Origin of the sequence: Pseudochelatococcus sp. (assembly GCF_050946405.1) — a bacterium.
In the GTDB taxonomy this organism is placed as follows: Bacteria; Pseudomonadota; Alphaproteobacteria; order Rhizobiales; family Beijerinckiaceae; genus Pseudochelatococcus.
Map to the genome: position 1 here is coordinate 33,092 of NZ_JBMNUS010000003.1, position 16,533 is coordinate 49,624.

The window sequence follows — 16,533 nt, forward strand, 5'->3', positions numbered from 1 at the left end:
TCCTTCGTGCTCGTTCAGTGCAGGTTCGGTTGCGCGCCCTGGCCCTTCTCGTCGAGCAGGCAGCCGCGCGCGAAACGGTCGAGCCGCATATGCCGCGTGGTGTCGTGCGGCTCCCCTCTGGCGATGAGATGGGCGAAGCAGAAGCCGGAGGCGGGCGTCGCCTTGAAGCCGCCGTAGCACCAGCCGGCATTGATATAGAGATTGTCCTGGTGGGCGCGGTCGATGATCGGCGAGCCGTCCATCGACATGTCCATGATGCCGCCCCACGCGCGCAGCACGCGCACGCGCGAGAGCGCCGGGATCATCGCCTTGCCGGCCTCGGCGACATGCTCGACGGTCGCGAGGTTGCCGCGCCGGGCATAGGAATTGTAGCCGTCGATGTCGCCGCCGAAGACGAGGCCGCCCTTGTCGGACTGCGAGACGTAGAAATGCCCCGCGCCAAACGTCGCGACGCAATCGATGAACGGCTTCAGGGCCTCGGAGACGAACGCCTGGAGGACGTGGCTCTCGATGGGCAGCCGGAGCCCGGCCATTGCCGCGACCCTGGAGGAATTGCCTGCGGCGGCAAGCCCCAGCCTGTCGCAACCGATGAAACCCTGCGTGGTGTCGACGCCGACGACCCTGCCGCCTTCCTGACGGATGCCGACGACCTCGCAGTTCTGGATGATGTCGACGCCGCGGTTGTCGGCGCCGCGCGCATAGCCCCACGCCACCGCGTCGTGCCGCACCGTGCCGCCGCGCCGCTGGATCAGCCCGCCCCTGATCGGGAAACGGGCGTTGTCGAAATCGAGGAACGGGAGCATCGCCCGGACGGCCTCACGGTCGAGCAACTCCGCGTCGACGCCATGCAGGCGCATGGCGTTGCCGCGCCTGACGTAAGCATCGCGCTGGGCGTCGGAGTGGTAGAGGTTGACGACGCCGCGCTGGGAGACCATCGCGTTGAAGTTGAAGTCCTGCTCCAGCCCCTCCCAGAGCTTCATCGACAGCTCATAGAACGGGTTGTTGCCGGGCAGGAGATAATTGGAGCGGATGATCGTCGTGTTGCGGCCGACATTGCCGGAGCCGATGTAGCTCTGCTCCAGCACGGCCACGTCGGTGATGCCGAACTCCCTGGCGAGATAGTAGGCCGTCGCGAGCCCATGCCCGCCGCCGCCGACGATGACGACATCGTAACGGGGCTTCGGCTTCGGCTCGCGCCAGGCCGGCTTCCAGCCCGCGTTGCCCCTCAGGCCGTTCAGAAAGATCGAAAGTGCCGAATAGCGCATCTGCTTGATCCCGGTTGATACCTCTTGATAGGACCGCGGCAGCGATTTTCGTTTCACATGAAAGACGGATAATTATAGAAAGAAGACATGCAGCAGATTCCCGGTCGCCTGACCCAGCCGATGGGCTTCATTCTCCTGCCGGGGTTCGCGCTGATGTCCTATGCCTCCGCGACCGAGCCCCTGCGGGCGGCCAACCTGCTCGCGGGCGGGGTGCTTTACGATATCGTGACGCTCTCACCCGGCGGCGCGCCCGTCCGCTCGTCGTCGGGCGCGCTGATCGCCTGCGAGCCGCTCGGGCAGGGCGCGCAGGCGCTGCATACGGTTTTCGTCTGCGCCGGCGGCCATCCGGGAGAGTGGCATTATCCGCAGGTGCATGCCGCGCTGCGGACGATGGCCCGCAACGGCGTGCGCGTCGGCGGGATTTCCGGCGGGCCGTATCTTCTCGCCGCCGCCGGCCTGCTGGACGGGCGCGACTTTACGGTTCACTGGGAGCACGCCCCCGCGCTGATCGAGGCGTTTCCGCATCTCGCGCCGCGTCAGGCGCGGTTCGTGCTGGACGGTAACCGCATCACCTGCGGGGGCGGCGTCGCGCCGCTCGACATGATGCACGCCCTGATCGCCGAACGGATGGGGGCGGATTTCGCGCGCCGCGTCAGCGACTGGTATCTCCACACGGCGGTGGCCGAGCCCGCCGCGCCGCAGCGGGCTTCCGCGGCGGAACGTTTCGGCGTGCATCATCCGGCCCTGCTCGACATCCTCGCAAAGATGGAGACGACGATCGAACAACCGCTCGGCCGCCGCCCGATGGCGGCCTTCGCCGGCATCAGTCCCCGGCACCTCGACCGCCTGTTCGCCGGGCACCTCGGCCGGAGTTTTCTGGAAACCTACAGGAATATCCGGCTGCGGCATGCGCGCCGCCTGTTGCAGCAAAGCCCGCTGTCGATTGCGGAAATCGCGTATGCGACGGGCTTTTCGAGCGCGGCGCATTTCTCCACCGCCTATCGGCGCCTGTTCGGCCATCCGCCCCGCCGCGAGCGCGAGAAATTTTCCTGATAGTTGAATTTCTTTTACTGTGAGTGATATCGTCGGTTTTTAACCGGAGCGACCATGACGCAGGACACGGCAAAGAAGCAGGGCGCGCGGAAGGTCTCGCCGATCCTCGAGCCCCATCCCGGTTTCGGCCAGGACCCGCACGCGGTCCGCGAGCCGCGGGAGAACAATCTGGAGATGGCGATCGGGCACGAGGTGCGCGCCTACCGCAAGAAGCTCGGCCTCACGGTCACGGATCTCGCGGCGGCGACGGGTATGTCGGTCGGCATGCTGTCCAAGATCGAGAATGGCAACATCTCGCCTTCGCTCACCACGTTGCAGGTGCTGTCGCAGTCGCTCGGCGTGCCGTTGACGGCGTTCTTCCGGCGCTTCGAGGAACCGCGCAACGCGACCTTCGTCAAGGCGGGCGAGGGGCTCAACATCGAGCGCCGGGGAACGCGCGCCGGCCATCAATACAGCCTGCTCGGCCATGTCGACAACAATTCGAGCGGCGTCACGGTCGAACCCTATCTGATCACGCTGACCACCGGGTCGGACGTTTTCCCCACCTTCCAGCACGAGGGCATGGAGTTCCTTTACATGCTGGAGGGCGAGGTCGTCTACCGCCACGCGGACAAGCTCTACCCGATGCAGCCCGGCGACAGCCTGTTCTTCGATGCCGACGCCCCGCACGGGCCGGAGGAACTCGTCAAGCTGCCCGCGCGCTATCTCTCCATCATCTCCTATCCCCACAAGCACGCCGCAGGGGAGGGGTCTTTGCCTTAGAAGAAAATTTTATTCTTCATAATTGACCATCCCGATGCCGCGTGCTAGCTCTTGTTCATCAACGAACGGAGGGTGCAGGGACGATGTGCGGTATTGTCGGACTATTCTTGAAGGACCGGACGCTTGAGCCGAAGCTCGGCGATCTGCTGTCCGACATGTTGATCTCGATGACGGATCGGGGGCCGGATTCGGCGGGCATCGCGATCTATCGGCCGTCGCCGGACGGCGACACCAAGCTGACATTGCAATCGGGGGCTCCGCAGGCGGATTTCGTCGGCTTGCAGGCCGATCTGCTGGAGGCCGGCATCGCGGCGTCGGTCACGGTCAAGAGCACGCATGCGGTCGTGGAAACCGCAGCCCCGGCAAGCGACGTGCGCGCCTTCCTCGCGGCGCGCCGGCCTTCCGTCCGTGTCATGGGGGCGGGTTGCAGCGTTGAGATCTATAAGGAAACCGGTCTGCCGAAGGATGTCGTCGAGCGCTTCGGCATCCGCGGCATGGGCGGCACGCATGGCGTGGGCCATACCCGCATGGCGACGGAATCCGCCGTCACCACGCTCGGCGCGCATCCTTTTTCCACCGGCGCCGACCAATGCCTGGTCCACAACGGGTCGCTGTCCAATCACAACAACCTGCGCCGCGCGCTGGCCCGCGAGGGCATCACGCTGGAAACGCACAACGATTCCGAGGTTGCGGCCGCCTATCTGACGGCTGAAATGGCGAAGGGAAAGGATCTCGGCGAGGCGCTCGGCAGCGCGCTCGACGATCTCGACGGTTTCTTCACCTTCGTCGTCGGCACCGCGTCCGGCTTCGGCGTGCTGCGCGATCCGATCGCCTGCAAGCCCGCCGTCATGGCGGAGACCGACCGGTATGTCGCCTTCGGTTCCGAATACCGCGCGCTCGTCAACCTGCCGGGCATCGAGAACGCCCGCATCTGGGAGCCGGAACCGGCCACCGTCTATTTCTGGGACCACGACAAGGCCGCCTGAGCGCCCGCCCGTCTTCCCGACCGGCAAGCCTGCATCAAGCAGGCGCAAACCTGGGGAACATGTCATCCATGTCCGTTTTCGATCTTTCCAGAACGCCGCTGCGCGAACTCAACGGCGCATTGCGCAACCTTCCGCAAGGAAGCAACGACATCGCCTTCGAGGTGCTCAACCCGCGCGGCAGCCATGCCGTCGCCGTCGGCATCGACGCGCCGGTGGCCGTCGATGTCCGCGGGTCGGTCGGCTACTACTGCGCCGGCATGAACGACGGCGGCACCGTCGTCATCCATGGCTCCGCCGGGCCGGGAGTCGCCGAGAACATGATGTCGGGCACCGTCGTCGTGGAGGGCGACGCCAGCCAGTACGCGGGCGCGACGGGCAGGGGCGGCCTCCTCGTCATCAAGGGCAACGCCGCCTCGCGCTGCGGCATCTCGATGAAGGGCATCGACATCGTGGTGCACGGAAGCATCGGGCATATGTCGGCTTTCATGGGGCAGTCGGGGCATCTCGTCGTCCTCGGAGATGCGGGTGACGCGCTGGGCGATTCCCTTTACGAGGCGAGGCTCTTCGTTCGCGGCACGGTGAAAAGCCTCGGCGCCGACTGCATCGAGAAGAAAATGCGGCCGGAACATCGCGCGAAGCTCGCGGAACTTCTCGAAAAGGCCGGCGTCCACGACGTCAGCCCGGAGGAGTTCAGGCGCTACGGGTCTGCCCGCACGCTCTACAACTTCAACATCGACAACGCGGACGCCTATTGAAGCGAGGGACCCGTCATGAGCTATCACAATCCCCACACTCCCCCGCGCAAGTCCGCGACCTTCGACGACTATACGCTCGCCGAAATCCGCCGCGCCGCCGCGACCGGCATCTATGACATCCGCGGCGGCGGCACGAAGCGCAAGGTGCCGCATTTCGACGACCTGCTGTTCCTCGGGGCCTCCATATCCCGCTATCCGCTCGAAGGGTATCGCGAGAAGTGCGAGACGTCGGTCGTTCTCGGCACGCGTTTTGCAAAAAAGCCCATCGAACTGAAGATTCCGGTCACGATCGCGGGCATGAGCTTCGGCGCATTGTCAGCCCAGGCGAAGGAAGCGCTCGGGCGCGGGGCGACGCTCGCCGGAACCTCGACGACGACGGGTGACGGCGGCATGACGGATGAAGAACGCGGACACAGCCGGATTCTCGTTTATCAGTATCTGCCGTCGCGCTACGGCATGAACCCGCGCGACCTGCGCCGGGCGGACGCGATCGAGGTCGTCGTGGGCCAGGGCGCCAAGCCCGGCGGCGGCGGCATGCTGCTCGGCCAGAAGATATCGGACCGCGTGGCCGAGATGCGCACGCTGCCCAAGGGCATCGACCAGCGCTCCGCCTGCCGTCATCCCGACTGGACAGGGCCGGACGATCTGGAAATCAAGATCATGGAGTTGCGGGAGATCACGGATTGGGAGAAGCCCATCTACATCAAGATCGGCGGCGCGCGGCCCTATTACGATGTCGCTCTCGCCGTCAAGGCAGGCGCGGACGTGGTGGTGCTTGACGGGATGCAGGGCGGCACGGCGGCGACGCAGGACGTCTTCATCGAGCATGTCGGCATGCCGACGCTCGCCTGCATCCGGCCTGCCGTGCAGGCATTGCAGGATCTGGGCATGCATCGCAAGGTGCAGCTCGTCGTTTCCGGCGGCATCCGGTCGGGGGCCGATGTCGCCAAGGCGCTGGCTCTGGGGGCCGATGCGGTATCGGTCGGCACCGCCGCGCTCGTCGCCATCGGTGACAACGATCCGCGCTGGGAGGACGAATACCGGGCGCTGGGCAGCACGGCGGGCGCGTATGACGATTGGCACGAGGGCCGTGACCCCGCCGGCATCACCACGCAGGACCCGGAACTGGCGAGCCGCCTCGATCCCGTCTCCGCCGGCCGCCGGCTCGCGAATTACCTCAAGGTCATGACGCTGGAGGCCCAGACCATCGCCCGCGCCTGCGGCAAGAACCACCTGCACAATCTGGAGCCGGAAGACCTGTGCGCCCTCACCCTGGAGGCGGCCGCCATGGCGCAGGTGCCGCTTGCCGGCACCGGCTGGTATCCGGGCGGGAACGGCTTTTGAGACGATATCCAAACCCGCGGCCTGTAACGGGAGGGCAGGTTCGCATCCACCAATAAGAAAGTTGGATATCCGGCTAAGCCGCGACACAAGCGGCGGATATCCCGAAGGGGAACTGAAGTGACACAGGAGCTTTCCGAATACGCTGCCGAAAACAGAATCAAGTATTTCATGATCAGCTACACGGACCTTTTCGGCGGGCAGCGCGCGAAACTGGTTCCGGCCGAGGCGATCGCCGGCATGCAGCGGGACGGCGCGAGTTTCGCCGGCTTCGCGACGTGGCTCGACCTCACCCCCGCCCATCCCGACCTGTTCGCCATCCCCGATGCCTCGTCGGTCATCCGGTTGCCCTGGAATCGTGACGTCGCGTGGGTGGCGGCCGACTGCGTCATGGACGACACGCCAGTGGAGCAGGCGCCGCGTGTCGTGCTCAAGCGGCTGATCGCCGAGGCGGCGCAGGAGGGGCTGCGGGTGAAGACCGGCGTCGAGCCGGAGTTCTTCCTCATCTCGCCGGACGGCGCGACCATCTCCGACACGTTCGATACGGCGCAAAAGCCCTGCTATGACCAGCAGGCGGTGATGCGCCGCTATCATGTCATCGCCGAGATCTGCGACAGCATGCTCGAACTCGGCTGGAAACCGTACCAGAACGACCACGAGGACGCGAACGGCCAGTTCGAGATGAACTGGGAATTCGACGACGCCTTGCGCACGGCCGACAAGCATTCGTTCTTCAAGTTCATGGTGAAGTCGATAGCCGAGAAGCACGGGCTGCGCGCGACGTTCATGCCCAAGCCTTTCAAGGGGTTGACCGGTAACGGCTGCCACGCCCACATCTCGGTGTGGGATCCCGATGGAGAGGTGAACGCCTTCGCCGACAGGTCGATGCCTTTCGGTCTTTCCGCGCAGGGCAAGCATTTCCTGGGCGGCATCATGAAGCATGCTTCCGGGCTCGCGGCCGTCACCAATCCGACGGTCAATTCCTACAAGCGCATCAACGCGCCGCGAACCACCTCCGGCGCGACATGGGCGCCGAACGCCATCACCTGGACCGGCAACAACCGCACCCACATGGTGCGCGTGCCGGGTCCCGGCCGCTTCGAGCTGCGCCTGCCGGACGGCGCCGTCAACCCGTATCTGCTTCAGGCGATCATCATCGCGGCCGGCCTGTCGGGCATCCGCTCGCAGGCCGATCCGGGGCCGCACCACGATATCGACATGTATGCCGACGGCCACAAGCTCACGGATACGCCGAAACTGCCGCTCAACCTGCTCGACGCATTGCGCGAGTACGAGCGGGATGCGGAGTTGCAGAGGGCCTTGGGCGGCGCGTTCTCGGCCGCCTATCTCAAGCTCAAGCATGATGAGTGGAACGTCTATTGCTCGCAGTTCACGAACTGGGAACACGCGACCACCCTGGACATCTGAGATCCCCAGCCGCCTCAGCGATCATCTTCCCCGTGCCGCGCACGGGGAAGCCCTCCTCGTCCGGAGAGCGAGAGCCGTCATGACAACTTTCATTCTCACCGCCACCTGCATATCCACACGCGGGATCGTCGCCGCGATAACGACCTTTCTCGCGGAGAAGGGCTGCAACATCGTCGACTCGTCGCAATTCGACGATCTCGACACCGGCCGCTTCTTCATCCGCGTCTCCTTCATTTCCGAGGAAGGCGTCGGCCGTCCGGTCCTCGTCGACACCTTCGCCCCCATCGCCGAGAAGTTCGGCATGGCGTGGGAATTCCACGATACCAGGGAGCGCATGAAGGTTCTGCTGATGGTCTCGCGCTTCGGCCATTGTCTGAACGACCTGCTTTACCGCTGGCGGATCGGCGCATTGCCGATCGATATCGTCGGCGTGGTGTCCAATCATTTCGACTACCAGAAGCTCGTCGTGAACCACGATATTCCGTTTCACCACGTCAAGGTGACGAAGGAGAACAAGCCGCGGGCCGAGGCGCAATTGCTCGACATCGTTCGGCAGACGGGAACCGACCTCATCGTGCTCGCCCGCTACATGCAGATCCTGTCGGATAACCTGTGCGCGGAGATGTCGGGCCGCGTCATCAACATCCACCATTCCTTCCTGCCGAGCTTCAAGGGCGCCAATCCGTACAAGCAGGCCTATGAGCGGGGCGTGAAACTCATCGGCGCGACCGCCCATTACGTGACCGCCGATCTCGATGAGGGGCCCATCATCGAGCAGGGCACGGTGCGCATCACCCACGCGCAGAGCCCGGACGACTACGTTTCCATCGGTCGCGACGTTGAAAGCCAGGTTCTGGCGCGCGCCATCCATGCGCACATTCACCACCGCACCTTCATCAACGGCAACCGCACGGTCGTCTTCCCGGCGAGCCCCGGCAGCTATGCTTCCGAGCGGATGGGCTGAGAGGCTGAACCATGGCTGAAATCATCGATGGAAAGCGGATCGCCGCCTCCGTGGTCGCGGCGGTGAAGGCGGCGGCTCTCGCCCTGGAGCAGCGGCAGGGCGTGCGGCCGGGTCTCGCCGTCGTCATCGTCGGCGACGATCCCGCAAGCCACACCTATGTGGCCGCCAAGAGCCGCATGGCGAAGGAATGCGGTTTCAACTCCATCCAGCATACGCTGCCGGCCGGCGCGACGCAGGCGGAACTCGCCGCCCTCGTCCGGTCTCTCAATGACGACGCCGCCATCCACGGCATACTGGTGCAGCTTCCGCTGCCGGGGCACCTCGACCCGGAGCCGATCATCCAGTCGATCCGGCCGGAAAAGGACGTCGACGGTCTCCATGTCGTCAACGCCGGCAAGCTCGCCACCGGCGATCTTGCCACCGGCCTCGTCTCCTGCACGCCCGCCGGCGCGATGGTCTTCGTCCGCCGTATTCACGGCGCGGACCTCTCGGGCCTGAATGCCGTCGTGGTGGGGCGCTCGAACCTGTTCGGCAAGCCGATGGCGCAACTGCTGCTGAACGCCAACGCGACGGTGACGGTCGCGCACTCGCGCACCGGAGACCTGCCGTCATTCTGTCGAAACGCGGATATCCTCGTCGCCGCAGTCGGCCGGCCGGAAATGGTGAAAGCCGATTGGGTGCGGCCCGGCGCGACCGTGATCGATGTCGGCATCAACCGGATTCCCGCACCCGAAAGAGGTGAGGGCAAGACCCGCCTCGTCGGCGATGTCGCCTTCGCGGAATGCGCCGGTGTCGCTTCCGTCATCACGCCGGTGCCCGGCGGCGTGGGGCCGATGACCATCGCCATGCTGATGGCCAACACGGTCATCGCGGCGCATCGCGCGCAAGGACTGACGCCGCCGGCGTTCTGACCATGCCGGAAAGCGGGCGACGCCGCCCCCGGCGGTTGTCATGCCCTGTCTGCCGGCCCCAGGAGCGTGCGGGCGATCGCCGCCGCTTCGGAGACGTGTATCCGGCAGGCCTCGGCCGCCGCCACGGGGTCGTTTCGCTCGATGGCGCCGAAGATCTCGCGAATCCTGGCGGGGCCGGATACCGTGCGGTTGGCGGTGGCGAGCGTCATGACGCGCAGCCGGGAAATGCGGCTGTTGAGCCGACATACGATCTCCCAGGCGATCGTATGTCCGCCCGCCTCGAAAATGATCCTGTAAAGCTCCGTGGTCGCATCGAGAATCGCGGCCGGCGCATTCGTCCTGGACGTGCGGTCCAGTTCCTCCATCGCCGCCGCGAGTTTCGCCTTGATGCCGGCGTCGGCCAGACGCGCGCAATCGGCGACCGCCGCCGATTCAAGCGCGATGCGGATGTCGTAGATCTGCCGGGCGTTGTCCCAGTCGAGGCGCGCGACGATCGGCCCCTGCTTGGGCAGCATCTCGACAAGCCCTTCGGCTTCCAGATGCCGGATGACCTCCCGGATGACGGAGCGCGACACGCCCAGCTGATCGCACAAGGTGCGTTCCACCAGTCGCTCTCCCGGCTCGAACAGGCCGCTGATGATCGCCCGGCGCATGCGCTTGAGCGCCAGTTCCCGGAGGGTCGCCGGCGGGGTTTCGATGCGCAGCGCGGCGAGATTTTCGGCTGATTTGCTCATGACATCCCTTTATGCGCAAAAATTCATCCGCGCAAGATGTTGACATGCCATATGATGGTATACCATGATCGCGAAAGTCAAATCGACAGGAGAAACCCGTGGCGACGATCATTCGTAAAACCCTGCTGCACGTGGAAACGACACTGTTCGAGGGCGGGCGTGAAGCGCCGACGCCGCTCAAGCTGATCGCTGCGATCGCCGTGCTGAAGAATCCGTGGGCGGGCCTCGGTTTCGTGGAGGATCTGAGGCCGGGAATCCACGACGCCGCGCCTCTTCTCGGCGCGCTGCTGACGCAGATGGTCATCGATGTCGCCGGGTCGGGCGAGAATGTCGAGGGCTACGGCAAGGCGGCGGTAGTGGGGCTGGACGGAGAAATCGAGCACGCCTCCGCGCTGATCCATACCCTGCGTTTCGGCAATCACTACCGCACCGCGGTCGGTGCGAAGTCGTATCTTGCCTTCACCAACACGCGCGGACCCGCCAACGCGCCGATCTCCATTCCGCTCATGGACAAGAACGACGAGGGCCGGCGTTCGCATTACCTGACCATCCAGACGGCCATCGCGGATGCGCCGGCCGCCGACGAGATCGTCGTCGCGCTGGGCGCTTCCATCGGCGGACGCCCGCACCACCGGATCGGCGACCGGTATCAGGACCTCAAAGAACTCGGCCATGACGTTGCAAACCCTGCCGCGGTCTAGCACCCGATCGGGTGCCGCGTATTTCGACGCCGGGAGCGGCGATGAAACCGTGGTCCTCGTCCACGGCGTCGGCATGCGCAGCGAGGCCTGGGGACCGCAGATCGACCGGCTGGCCCGGTACTGCCGCGTTCTCGCGGTGGATCTTCCCGGCCACGGTTCATCCGCCCCGCTGAGCGGGCCGCCGCATCTGAGGCACTTCGTGGCGTGGCTTCGCGATGTCATCGAGGAACTCGCTCCCGGCCCGGTCAATATCGCGGGCCACTCGATGGGAGCCATGATCGCCGGCGGCATCGCCGTCGAGGCGGCGCCTCTGGTAAGGCGCGTGGCGTTGCTCAACGGCGTCCACAGGCGCAGCGAGGCGGCGCGCCGGGCGGTGATCGCCCGCGCGGACGAGATCGCGACGGGTGCGTTCGATCGCGAGGCGCCTCTGGCGCGGTGGTTCTCCGCCGATGAAGGCGCCAGCCCCGCCTGTGTTCTGGCGCGCGAATTGCTCGCTTGCGTGGATCGGGAGGGCTACGCAGCGGCCTATCGGGCTTTTGCCGCCGGAGACGATGTTTACGCGGATTGCTGGCCGCGGGTGACTTGCCCGGCGCTCTTCCTGACCGGGGATGGAGACATGAATTCGACGCCGGAAATGGCGCGCGCCATGGCGGCGGCCGCGCCGCGCGGCAAGGCCGTCGTCGTCGAGGGGCACCGGCACATGGTCAACCTGACGGCGCCCGACGCCGTCAACGAATGTCTGGCCGACTGGTTGACGTGGAAAACGGCGGCCGAAACGGGAGAGGGGAACGATGATCGAAGCCAGAGCCCTGCGTGATGCCTTCGGGGCCTTCCTGACCGGCGTGACAGTGGTCACGGCCTTCAACGAGGCCGGCGCGCCGATCGGCTTCACGGCCAACAGCTTTACCAGCGTTTCGCTCGATCCGCCGCTGCTGCTGGTCTGCCTTGCCAGAACCTCGCGCAATTACCGGGCGATGGTGTCGGCGAAGGGATTTGCAGTCAACGTTCTGTCGGAGGAGCAGGCGGACGTCTCCAACACCTTCGCGCGCCCCGTGGAGGACAGATTCGCCGCCGTCGACTGGCGGCGCGGCGACTTCGGCTCGCCGGTTCTCGCCGGCGTCGCCGCATGGTTCGATTGCTCCCCGCATCAGATCATCGATGCCGGCGATCATGCGATCCTGATCGGCCGCGTCGAGGCGTTCGGGAACAGCGGCGGGACGGGGCTCGGCTATGCGCGCGGCGCCTATTTCTCGCCGGCGCTCGCGGACAAGACCCTGCTCGCGGGCTCCGACGGCGGCCTGCTTCTGGGGGCGGTGGCGGAGCGCGACGGCGAGATCCTGCTGATGGCCGACGCGTCGGGCAACCGGACGCTGCCCCTCGTGGAAAAGGCGGAGGGCGACGGCATCGAGGCGCTGGAGGCGTATCTGCGGGCGGCTACGGGGTTGCGGGCGCGTGCCGGTCTTCTCTATTCCGTCTATGAAGACACCAAGACGAAGCGCCAGCACGTCATCTACCGGGCGGAACTCGGCGCGGGCGACGCGCGCGACGGCCGGTTCTTTCCGGCCCGCGACCTGCCGCTGGAAACGATCGCGGACGCGGCCGTGCGCCAGCTTCTGGCGCGTTACGCGGCCGAAAGCGCGCTCGGCAATTTCGGTGTCTATTTCGGCAATCAGGAACAGGGGCGGGTGCATGCCGTGGCCGCAAAGGGGGAGCCATGAAGTTTTCGCTGTTCATCCATATGGAAAGACTGAACGCCGACCAGAACCACAAGGAGCTCTATGACGAGTTCATCGCGCTGTGCGAGATTGCCGACAGGGGCGGCATGCACGCGATATGGACGGGCGAGCATCATGCGATGGATTTCACCATCGCGCCCAATCCCTTCGTCACCATCGCGGATCTGGCCCGCCGCACGAAGAACGTGCGCCTCGCCACCGGCACGGTGATCGCGCCGTTCTGGCATCCGATCAAGCTCGCGGGCGAAGCCGCCATGACGGATATCATCGCGGAGGGCCGGCTTGAGGTGGGCATCGCCCGCGGGGCCTACAGCTTCGAGTACGAGCGTCTTGTGCCGGGACTGGACGCCTGGGGAGCCGGCCAGCGCATGCGCGAACTCGTCCCGGCGGTCAAGGGCATCTGGAACGGCGACTACGCGCATGACGGCGAGTTCTGGCAATTCCCGGCGACGACCTCCGCTCCGAAGCCGTTGCAAACGCCCCATCCGCCGCTCTGGGTGGCGGCGCGGGACCCCAGCAGCCATGAATTCGCGGTCGGCAACGGCTGCAACGTGCAGGTGACGCCGCTGTGGAACGGCGACGCGGAGATCGGAAGCCTGATGGAGCGCTTCACTGCGGCTTGCGACGGGAATCCGCAGGTGCCGCGCCCGAAGATCATGCTGCTTCTGCATACTTATGTCGGGGAGAGCGAGGCGGATATCGATCAGGCGGCGCGGGAACTGAGCGTCTATTACAATTACTTCTTCGCCTGGTTCAAGAACGAGCGTCCCGTTACCCAGGGGCTGATCGAGCGACTCGGCGAGGCGGAGATCGCAGCCAATGAAAATCTCTCGCCGCAGGTGATGCGCCGCAACCTCGCCGTCGGCACCGCCGCCGAGGTGATCGGCCGGCTGAAGGATTACGAGAAACTGGGCTATGACGAATATTCGTTCTGGATCGACAGCGGCATGAGCTTCGAGCGCAAGCGCGCCTCGCTGGAGCGGTTCATCGCCGATGTCATGCCCGCGTTCCGGTGAGGTCAGACATGCAGCGGTTCCAGCAATATATCGATGGCGCTTTCGAGGACGGCGCGGGGCGGTTCGAAAGCCTCGACCCGGCCACCGGCGCCGTCTGGGCCACGATGCCGGAGGCGCGGGAGGCCGACGTGGATCGTGCGGTCATCGCGGCCGGGCGGGCCTTGCGGTCCGGCCCCTGGCCGCAGACGACGGCGACCGGGCGCGGCAGGCTGCTTTATCGGCTGGCCGATCTGGTGCAGGCCAACGCCGCCCGGCTCGCCGATCTGGAGACGCGCGACACCGGCAAGATCATTCGCGAGACCTCGGCGCAGATCGCCTATGTGGCGGATTACTATCGTTACTACGCGGGGCTTGCCGACAAGATCGAGGGGGCCACGCTGCCCGTCGACAAGGCGGACATGGAAGTATGGACCCTGCGGGAGCCGGTCGGCGTCGTCGCCGCCGTCGTGCCGTGGAACAGCCAGCTTTTCCTCGCCGCCGTCAAGATCGGGCCCGCGCTCGCGGCAGGCTGCACGATCGTCGTCAAGGCGTCCGAGGACGGTCCCGCGCCGCTGCTCGAATTCGCCCGCCTCGTGCATGAGGCCGGGTTCCCGAAAGGCGTGGTGAATGTCATCACCGGCTTCGGCCCTTCCTGCGGCAGCGCGCTCACCCGTCATCCGGGCGTTGCCCACATCGCCTTTACCGGCGGGCCGGCGACCGCGGCGCATGTCATTCGCAACTCGGCTGAAAATCTCGCCAGCATCTCGCTGGAGCTTGGAGGCAAATCGCCGTTCGTGGTCTTCGCCGATGCCGATCTCGACAGCGCGGCCAATGCGCAGGTCGCCGGCGTCTTCGCCGCCAGCGGACAAAGCTGCGTGGCCGGTTCGCGCCTCATCGTCGAGGCGTCGGTGAAGGCGCGTTTTCTCGATCTGCTTCGGGAAAAGGCGCAGGCGATCCGGATCGGCGAACCGCTCGACATGGCCACGGAGGTCGGCCCGCTCTGCACGCTCAGGCAGCGGGACCACATCGACAGTGTCGTCGCAGCCTCGATCGCGGCGGGGGCGAGGGTCGTGGCCGGCGCGAAGCCGCTCGACCGCGAGGGCTTCTTCTACCCGCCCACCATTCTGGACTGCGACGGCGTATCGTCGCCCTCCGCCGGGACGGAACTGTTCGGGCCGGTTCTCTCCGTGCTGTCCTTCGGAACGGAGGACGAAGCCGTATCCCTCGCCAACGCAACGCCCTATGCGCTGGCGTCCGGCGTCTTCACGCGCAGCCTCACCCGCGCCCATCGCATGATTCGAAAGATCCGGGCCGGCGTCGTGTGGGTGAATACATACCGCGCGGTTTCTCCCATCGCGCCGTTCGGCGGCTACGGACATTCGGGCCACGGCCGGGAAGGCGGGCTGGCGGCGGCGCTCGACTACACGCGGACGAAGACGGTATGGCTGCGGACTTCCGACGATCCGTTTCCCGATCCTTTTGTGATGCGGTGAGAGCATGTATTACGAAATCCGCACCTATCGGCTGAAGAACGGCGCCATCCCGGAATATCTCAAGGCGGTGGGCGAAACCGGCATCGCCATCCAGAAACGCCATCTCGGCCGGCTCGTCGGTTATTTCTTCTCCGAAATCGGTCCCGTCAACGAGATCGTGCACATCTGGGCCTACGAGAGCCTGAACGACCGGCAGGCCCGGCGGGATGCGTTGCAGGCCGATCCCGAGTGGCGGGCCTTCCTGCCGGCAATACGCGATCTCATCGTGACGGCGGACAACAAGATCCTGAAACCGGCGGATTTTTCGCCGTCCGGCGAACAGGAGGCGCACGGGTAGGGGTGCTCGAACAGGGCAGATCTTTCGCAATAATAAAATATTCTAGAGGTGGACATATGAACACGAAGATCGTTATGGCACTGGTTTCGGCCGTCGTCGGCCTCGCGGGTTCCGCAAAGGCCGAAGAGCTTGTCTTCAGCAGTTGGGGCGGCACCACGCAGGACGCCCAGAAGGAATTCTGGGCGGCGCCCTTCACCGCGCAAACGGGGATCGGCGTGACCCAGGACGGGCCGACGGACTATGGCAAGCTCAAGGCCATGGTCGAGGCGGGCAACGTGAGCTGGGACGTCGTGGATGTCGAGGGCGATTATGCCGAGCAGGCCGGCCGGGCCGGGCTGCTGGAAAAGCTCGACTTCTCGATCATCGACCGCGCCAGGCTCGATCCGCGCTTCGTGACCGACTATTCGGTCGGCAGCTTCTATTATTCCTTCGCCATCGGCTGCAACCGCGATGCGGTGAAGACCTGCCCCAGGACCTGGGCCGATCTCTTCGACACCGCCGCGTTTCCCGGCAAGCGCACCTTCTACAAATGGTCGGCGCCGGGCGTCATCGAGGCGGCGCTGCTCGCGGACGGTGTTGCTCCCGGCGATCTTTATCCGCTTGATCTCGACAGGGCATTCAAAAAGCTCGATACGATCAAGTCCGATATCATCTGGTGGGACGGCGGTGCACAGTCCCAGCAGCTTCTCGCTTCGGCCGAAGCGCCCTACGGCTCGTTCTGGAACGGCCGTCTGACGGCGCTGGAGGATACCGGCGTGCCGGTGGAGATTTCCTGGCACAACAACATCACGGCCGCGGATTCCCTCGTGGTGCCGAAGGGCGCGAAGAACAGGGAGGCGGCCATGAAGTTCATCGCCCACGCCACCGGCGCGGGTCCGCAGGCGGCGTTCGCGGCCGCCACCGGCTATGCCCCGATCAATCTGGATTCCAGCGCGCAGATGGATGCGGCTACCCGCGAGACGCTGCCCGACAGGCAGACGGAGACGCAGGTCAACGCCAACCTGGGCTACTGGGCCGAAAACCGGGACGAGATCGGCTCCCGCTGGTACGCGTGGCAGGCCCGGTAAAGGGC

General features: G+C 65.7%; 17 protein-coding genes. 15 read left to right on the forward strand and 2 right to left on the reverse strand.

All coding sequences use genetic code 11. From position 1 onward, the window contains the following. Nucleotides 1-14 precede the first annotated feature (14 nt). Nucleotides 15-1,265 carry a sarcosine oxidase subunit beta family protein gene (locus ACOYJQ_RS06570; protein ID WP_433457238.1) on the reverse strand — a complete coding sequence of 417 codons (1,251 nt, stop codon included), beginning with the start codon at nucleotides 1,263-1,265 and terminating at the stop codon, nucleotides 15-17. 87 nt (nucleotides 1,266-1,352) lie between these two features. On the opposite strand from ACOYJQ_RS06570, the gene ACOYJQ_RS06575 reads away from it, so the two are divergent. From ACOYJQ_RS06575 to folD, 8 genes are all read left to right on the forward strand, one after another. Next, complete coding sequence (locus ACOYJQ_RS06575; RefSeq protein ID WP_433457240.1) at nucleotides 1,353-2,318, forward strand: GlxA family transcriptional regulator; 966 nt, start codon at nucleotides 1,353-1,355, stop codon at nucleotides 2,316-2,318. A 54-nt stretch (nucleotides 2,319-2,372) separates the two neighbouring features. Next, a complete protein-coding gene (locus ACOYJQ_RS06580; protein ID WP_433457241.1) occupies nucleotides 2,373-3,080 on the forward strand; it encodes a helix-turn-helix domain-containing protein in 708 nt (235 codons plus the stop codon). 83 nt (nucleotides 3,081-3,163) lie between these two features. Continuing rightward, nucleotides 3,164-4,066 (forward strand): class II glutamine amidotransferase, encoded by a 903-nt coding sequence (locus ACOYJQ_RS06585; protein WP_433457242.1) that lies wholly within the window; start codon nucleotides 3,164-3,166, stop codon nucleotides 4,064-4,066. 68 nt (nucleotides 4,067-4,134) lie between these two features. Beyond that, the gene (locus ACOYJQ_RS06590) at nucleotides 4,135-4,821 is read left to right on the forward strand and encodes a protein GlxC (RefSeq protein ID WP_433457243.1); all 687 of its coding nucleotides are present in this window, start codon (nucleotides 4,135-4,137) and stop codon (nucleotides 4,819-4,821) included. Between the two features lie 15 nt (nucleotides 4,822-4,836). After that, a complete protein-coding gene (locus ACOYJQ_RS06595; RefSeq protein ID WP_433457244.1) occupies nucleotides 4,837-6,165 on the forward strand; it encodes an FMN-binding glutamate synthase family protein in 1,329 nt (442 codons plus the stop codon). 117 nt (nucleotides 6,166-6,282) lie between these two features. Then, nucleotides 6,283-7,590, forward strand: a complete 1,308-nt coding sequence (gene glnT, locus ACOYJQ_RS06600; RefSeq protein ID WP_433457245.1) for a type III glutamate--ammonia ligase — start codon at nucleotides 6,283-6,285, stop codon at nucleotides 7,588-7,590. Nucleotides 7,591-7,669: 79 nt separating this feature from the next. After that, on the forward strand, nucleotides 7,670-8,554 hold the full coding sequence (gene purU / locus ACOYJQ_RS06605) for a formyltetrahydrofolate deformylase (RefSeq protein WP_433457246.1): 885 nt from the start codon (nucleotides 7,670-7,672) through the stop codon (nucleotides 8,552-8,554). A gap of 11 nt (nucleotides 8,555-8,565) precedes the next feature. Next, nucleotides 8,566-9,465 carry a bifunctional methylenetetrahydrofolate dehydrogenase/methenyltetrahydrofolate cyclohydrolase FolD gene (folD, locus tag ACOYJQ_RS06610; protein ID WP_433457247.1) on the forward strand — a complete coding sequence of 300 codons (900 nt, stop codon included), beginning with the start codon at nucleotides 8,566-8,568 and terminating at the stop codon, nucleotides 9,463-9,465. Between the two features lie 38 nt (nucleotides 9,466-9,503). Here folD and ACOYJQ_RS06615 read toward each other — a convergent pair whose 3' ends face one another. Next, nucleotides 9,504-10,199 carry a GntR family transcriptional regulator gene (locus tag ACOYJQ_RS06615; RefSeq protein WP_433457248.1) on the reverse strand — a complete coding sequence of 232 codons (696 nt, stop codon included), beginning with the start codon at nucleotides 10,197-10,199 and terminating at the stop codon, nucleotides 9,504-9,506. Nucleotides 10,200-10,297: 98 nt separating this feature from the next. Here ACOYJQ_RS06615 and ACOYJQ_RS06620 point away from each other — a divergent pair, with 98 nt between their 5' ends. From ACOYJQ_RS06620 to ACOYJQ_RS06650, 7 genes are read left to right on the forward strand one after another with little or no spacing between them, the layout of a single operon-like run. Continuing rightward, complete coding sequence (locus ACOYJQ_RS06620) at nucleotides 10,298-10,900, forward strand: amino acid synthesis family protein (RefSeq protein WP_433457249.1); 603 nt, start codon at nucleotides 10,298-10,300, stop codon at nucleotides 10,898-10,900. After that, complete coding sequence (locus tag ACOYJQ_RS06625) at nucleotides 10,872-11,717, forward strand: alpha/beta fold hydrolase (RefSeq protein ID WP_433457250.1); 846 nt, start codon at nucleotides 10,872-10,874, stop codon at nucleotides 11,715-11,717. Before ACOYJQ_RS06620 ends, ACOYJQ_RS06625 begins: the two co-directional genes overlap by 29 nt. Then, nucleotides 11,692-12,618 carry a flavin reductase gene (locus ACOYJQ_RS06630; protein ID WP_433457252.1) on the forward strand — a complete coding sequence of 309 codons (927 nt, stop codon included), beginning with the start codon at nucleotides 11,692-11,694 and terminating at the stop codon, nucleotides 12,616-12,618. The genes ACOYJQ_RS06625 and ACOYJQ_RS06630 overlap by 26 nt, the downstream gene beginning before the upstream one ends. Then, nucleotides 12,615-13,652, forward strand: a complete 1,038-nt coding sequence (locus tag ACOYJQ_RS06635; protein ID WP_433457253.1) for an LLM class flavin-dependent oxidoreductase — start codon at nucleotides 12,615-12,617, stop codon at nucleotides 13,650-13,652. The genes ACOYJQ_RS06630 and ACOYJQ_RS06635 overlap by 4 nt, the downstream gene beginning before the upstream one ends. An 8-nt stretch (nucleotides 13,653-13,660) precedes the next feature. Then, nucleotides 13,661-15,124: an aldehyde dehydrogenase gene (locus tag ACOYJQ_RS06640; protein ID WP_433457255.1), complete on the forward strand. Its 1,464-nt coding sequence runs from the start codon at nucleotides 13,661-13,663 to the stop codon at nucleotides 15,122-15,124. Nucleotides 15,125-15,128: 4 nt separating this feature from the next. Continuing rightward, nucleotides 15,129-15,461 (forward strand): NIPSNAP family protein, encoded by a 333-nt coding sequence (locus ACOYJQ_RS06645; protein ID WP_433457257.1) that lies wholly within the window; start codon nucleotides 15,129-15,131, stop codon nucleotides 15,459-15,461. A gap of 56 nt (nucleotides 15,462-15,517) precedes the next feature. Then, nucleotides 15,518-16,528 carry a polyamine ABC transporter substrate-binding protein gene (locus tag ACOYJQ_RS06650; RefSeq protein ID WP_433457258.1) on the forward strand — a complete coding sequence of 337 codons (1,011 nt, stop codon included), beginning with the start codon at nucleotides 15,518-15,520 and terminating at the stop codon, nucleotides 16,526-16,528. The last annotated feature ends 5 nt before the right edge of the window (nucleotides 16,529-16,533 follow it).